General features: G+C 58.2%; 6 protein-coding genes. All 6 read right to left on the minus strand.

Translation table 11 applies throughout. From position 1 onward, the window contains the following. Positions 1-124 precede the first annotated feature (124 nt). The 6 genes from ACKOED_RS02380 to ACKOED_RS02405 all read right to left on the minus strand — a co-directional run bounded on the left by ACKOED_RS02380 (position 125) and on the right by ACKOED_RS02405 (position 4,470). On the minus strand, positions 125-592 hold the full coding sequence (locus tag ACKOED_RS02380) for a hypothetical protein (protein ID WP_408914977.1): 468 nt from the start codon (positions 590-592) through the stop codon (positions 125-127). A 31-nt stretch (positions 593-623) separates the two neighbouring features. Next, on the minus strand, positions 624-1,301 hold the full coding sequence (locus ACKOED_RS02385; RefSeq protein ID WP_408914978.1) for a hypothetical protein: 678 nt from the start codon (positions 1,299-1,301) through the stop codon (positions 624-626). A 78-nt stretch (positions 1,302-1,379) separates the two neighbouring features. Then, positions 1,380-2,174 (minus strand): SDR family oxidoreductase, encoded by a 795-nt coding sequence (locus ACKOED_RS02390; protein WP_408914979.1) that lies wholly within the window; start codon positions 2,172-2,174, stop codon positions 1,380-1,382. A gap of 100 nt (positions 2,175-2,274) precedes the next feature. Further along, on the minus strand, positions 2,275-3,042 hold the full coding sequence (gene hdhA, locus ACKOED_RS02395) for a 7-alpha-hydroxysteroid dehydrogenase (protein WP_408914980.1): 768 nt from the start codon (positions 3,040-3,042) through the stop codon (positions 2,275-2,277). A gap of 202 nt (positions 3,043-3,244) precedes the next feature. After that, on the minus strand, positions 3,245-3,409 hold the full coding sequence (locus ACKOED_RS02400; protein WP_408914981.1) for a hypothetical protein: 165 nt from the start codon (positions 3,407-3,409) through the stop codon (positions 3,245-3,247). Positions 3,410-3,558: 149 nt separating this feature from the next. Then, the gene (locus tag ACKOED_RS02405; protein WP_408914982.1) at positions 3,559-4,470 is read right to left on the minus strand and encodes an OprD family outer membrane porin; all 912 of its coding nucleotides are present in this window, start codon (positions 4,468-4,470) and stop codon (positions 3,559-3,561) included. Between the last annotated feature and the right edge of the window lie 195 nt (positions 4,471-4,665).

The following is a 4,665-nucleotide window of genomic DNA, read 5'->3' on the forward strand; positions in this document are numbered from 1 at the left end:
CACAAAAACACAAGAAGCGGACATTTGATGTGCTACCAAAACCGGACAAGTTAATTAGCTATCGACAGGGGGTGGCCTGCAGCAAGTGGTCGGTACTTCGCAGGTCGGACAGCAGTTACCTATCTTAGGGGTGGTCCATGATAATTTCCGAGATCGTCATGTAGTTTACGGCGGTCGAGATAATGCCTGCTATGAGACCAAGAAGAATCACGGCGGTGACAAGCCCCACATCCACTGTGCCGACGACGCGTTGCCAGACAATCGCCCCAGCTACCAGAGCGCCAAAGGCGAAGAGTCCATGCTTCAGAACCAGCCAAAAGGTCGTGGGGAAGAAGGGCTTCTTAGGACCCTTGAGCGTCCAATGAGCAACCGCTGTCAGAACCATTGCGAGCGACACGGCAAGCGGCACGGCTGATCCGAGTACGGTCGGCGTTCCTGCGCTGATGCTGTCAACCGATAGAGGAATGACATCGTTACCACGCAGAAGCCAAGCCTGGATGGCACCGTTGATTACGGCGTTCATGACGCCTGACAGCAGTGCTCCCTTGACGAGTTCCTGTTGGCTCGGACTGCGCTTTTCGGTGGAGGTCATCGGTGTCTCCGTTGAGGTGTCCGCTTCGCTATCAGCGCGAAGGCGCCATAATATCGTCCAGACTTGGGAACAGCGTTGTCCTGCAGCGGTCAAGCCCTCCTAATCGATTCTGATAGTTGGTCCGGGCAATCGCAAGCTGCGTCTCGCGCTCCAGCACTTCGCTATCAGGCAGTCCGCCACGTTCATTAAGCTGGCGCGCTCGCTCAAGTGATTTTTCGGCAAATGCGACCCAGGCCTGATGTGCGACAACTTCGTCCGGTCCCTTGTCGCACCCTGCATCCCATCCTCGACGGAAGACGGCATAAAGAGTCTCGACCGTGATTTCTCCGCCCGCGAAGTGCTCTGCTATTTTGGTCATGGCCTCATACTCTGCGCTCAGATACAAAAGGTTCTTCTCGGCGACGATCAATTGCTTGCGGTTCCAAGCATCCTTGAGCTGCGACACCTGAAGATCCAGCTGCGAAATGGCGCTCTTGGCGTAGAGCTCTTCGTTGCGCTGGAGCATCGACTTGTCGCGTTCAAGCTCTGCCGTCAACGTGTCCAATTGGATCCGTGCCATCATGACTTGATAGCCAAAGGATCGACCGCTGTCGGTGAAATAGAGCTGCAAGACCTGATCGTTGGTCGCCGCCGTCCCCTGAGCCCCAGCGCTGACCGGAAGGGCAAAGATCAAGGCGGACAGAGCGAGCTCCAGTAAGGTGCTTCTCACGTCGTCATTCCTTTCACAATGGTCCGGGACAGGGGCTCTGTTCCGGTCGGAGCAGTGTCGCTACTTGTACGTCCGTGATCAATGACCGAACAGGCGCACCACACCGCCACCGCCATGGACATTGATGATCTGGCCGCTCACCCATCCGCTTGCGGGCGAACACAGCCACAGCATGGCGTTGGCGATGTCCTCGGCCTTGCCGGGGCGGCCCGTGAGATTGTCCGGGTGCTTCAACTTCTCCTGCATGGCGGCATCGATGCCAGCATCGGCATAGCCCTCGGTCATCACCGTGCCGATCAGCACCGAGTTGACGCGCACCTTCTTGGCCAGCATGTGAGCGATCGACACCATCATCTGGTTCAGCGCTGCCTTGGCCGTGCCATAGGCCAGGATGTCATAGGCAGGCGTGGCGGATGAGAAGGAACCTGAATTGGTGATCGTGGCGTTCTTCGCCTTCTCGAGATGGGGCAGGCAGGCCATGCTCATGCGGTAGGCGCTGATGGTGTTGAGCTTGTAGGACTTGATGAAATCCTCCTCGGTGATTGCGGTTGGATCCTCGTGTCGACCACCCCAACCCACGTTGTTGACCAGTGTCGAGATGCCGCCGAAGGCCCTTACCGTCTCCGCCACCAATGCGTTGATGTCATCGAGAGACGTGACATCGCACTTGATGCCGCGGCAATCATTGCCAGTCTCTTTCTCAATGGCTGCCGCAGTTTCCTTCGCCTTATCACCGTTGAGGTCGGCAATCATAACCTTGGCGCCCGCACCCGACAGTGTGCGGGCGATCCCGGCGCCGATATTCTGTGCGCCGCCTGTGATGATCACGTTGTGGCCCGCCATGCGGAAGTCCGCGAAAGCATCATAAGTCATAACATCTCCTGTCTGGTCTGTTTCTCGGCCAACTGTGATGAAAGAACCCTAGTCGAAATCTGACGGGACACTTCGCCGCCAGAAATTACGAATGACGATATCAGTCGAGTTCCTGCACGCCGCCGCCTGACACAGTCAGAACCTGTCCACTCACCCAGCTCGACGCGGGGGAGCACAAGAAGAGGGCTGCGTTTGCGATGTCGTCCGCCTCGCCCAACCTCCCGAGTGGGGTGTGCTTCAACATTGCCTTCTCGCGCTCGGGCGTCAGAACCTTGGCGAGTGCGTCGGTCTTGATGGCGCCGGGTGCAATGCAGTTGACGCGAATACCCATGGGCCCCAGATCAAAGGCGATGTTGCGTGTCAGATGGTTCACCGCTGCCTTCGACGAACTGTAGGACGCCATATTGATATTCTTGTTCTCGCCGGCCATCGAGGAGATGTTGAGTACAGCACCACCCCCTGCGGCCTTCATGTGAGGTGCCGCAAGCTGCGTCAACCGGAATAACGCAAAGACGTTTAGCTGGTAGGCCCATTCGAAATCGCTCATCGGCATGTCGAAGGGCTTAGGCCCGCCACCACCGGCGTTATTAACAAGGATCGTCAGCTTGCCGAAAGTCTTGATCGCGGCATCGACAGCCGCTGCCAGCTGCTCTTCCTTGGTGACATTGCACTCGAGCCCGATGGCCTTGCCGCCCTGCCTCTTGATCTCATCGGCGACTGCCTGAGCCCCATCCTGTTTTAGGTCCGTGACGATCACTGAAGCGCCAGCTCGGGCGAAAAGCATCGAAATAGCTCGTCCAATGCCTGCTGCCGCGCCGGTCACCATCGCAACATTTCCCGTGAGCGCAAATCTATCCGCCACAGTCATTAGCAACCCCTGTTGGCCTAGTGGTTTTCACCTAGACTAAATCATGGCGAATGGGGGCTGTAAAGAGGCTTACGTGAACGTGATGCATCGGGGCAAGGTGCAAGTAATTGAAAATACAACATTATGCGATCAGGTGACGTGGCCTGCATGGTTGCAAGTTGGATTCTTTGCTCACCGGTGGCTTTCTAAGCAGCGCTTTGCTCTACTTTATCAGTACCACTATCCGGTCGCCCTGGTGCTCCCTGGCGATCTGCTCCCACGCCTTCTTGTCCACATTGCGATAAATGACGGCCTTGGTGACAGGGAGCCCCCGCAGCTCCTTCAGCAACTCGGAATTTGAACGGACTACCTGTGTTTCAATCAGCATCGATGGGCCTCCATGGCGGTTTATTGTTCTGTTACAGATACTTATCTGACAGCGAGAACGCCCATTGCAGTGCCAGTGGGTGCCATGGGACGAAAGGCCCATGCCCCGGAGGCTCGATATAATAGCTGGTTAGACAACCAAACTTGATCTTAGGGCAAGTGGCGTTCAGATCGTTTCAGACGGAGGCTGCCATTGGCCTGCTGCCGGTTCCGTGGACACCGAGTTAAGGTGTTTAATGGAACTGGAGGTGTCCAATGGAGAGACGGAAGTTCAGCCGCGAGTTCAAGCTTGAGGCAGTAAACCTGGCCCGAGAGGCTGAAGCTGTAGCTGTCAGGCTGACCGCTCCACTGCCAGTCCGTGTATGACGACATGAGAATATCGGGAACGGCATACAATGAGGTGCGGGTCTTGATGTCGCCGCCTGGAGAAAATGCGAGTCCGCCCAGATACATCGGCTCGTTACTGTCGACCCCGGCGGCCTCCGCGAAATTCTCGAACTTGTCCGAGCCGCGTGTCTTGGTGGCCGTCAGGAATGCCGCGTAATAGGAGAAAATGCCGACGTCGCCGCCAAGCGAGGCCCCTTCATAGGTGATCGGCGCCATGCGGTTGTCATGCGGGTTGATTTCCGGCTGGTCCACCAGCTGGCGGCCCAGCGTCAGAAGCTGACCGTCATAACGAAGCGCGGCATAGGCCTGGCCCAGAACCGAGAAGCCCTCCTGATCCGGCAACAGCAGAAGCGAGCCGGGGCGGTCTTCCGGCGCCCAGAGTGGCTGCGAGGTGTAGGCCACCGCGCCGAACCGGAGCATGTCGCCGATCCAGCCCGTCTGATAACCAACCCAGCCGCCGGTCGCCCAGGCGGCGGGATCGTCGCCCTCATTGTTGGACCGGTCGAAGAGGTAGCTCCGCAGATGCAGGGTCAGGGCCGCATCGTCAAACAAGGCGGCTCGTATCGCATCCTGCTTCGTGATCGCGGGGCCGGCGGCGGAAGTCATGCCTGTGGCGGCGAAGGTGACTGTTCCCGCGATCAGCAGGCACAGCGCGCCGCCACAGATCCTCGACATGGCCGCGACAGGTGTGGAGTCAAGGCGCAGACTGTTCCGCCGGTTGATCATGCCGCCATCTGTACGCCGCAGGACACTGCCGGCATGTCCGTGAGAAAGCCTCGGCTGGGGTGGCGCCAGACCGTAGACGATGCCTCACCTTTTCCCCACCGGGAACAGCAGCGCGAAACCGAACCGCGCGCCCCAGCCCTCCGG

It is taken from the genome of Aestuariivirga sp. (genome assembly GCF_046093005.1).
In the GTDB taxonomy this organism is placed as follows: Bacteria; Pseudomonadota; Alphaproteobacteria; order Rhizobiales; family Aestuariivirgaceae; genus Aestuariivirga.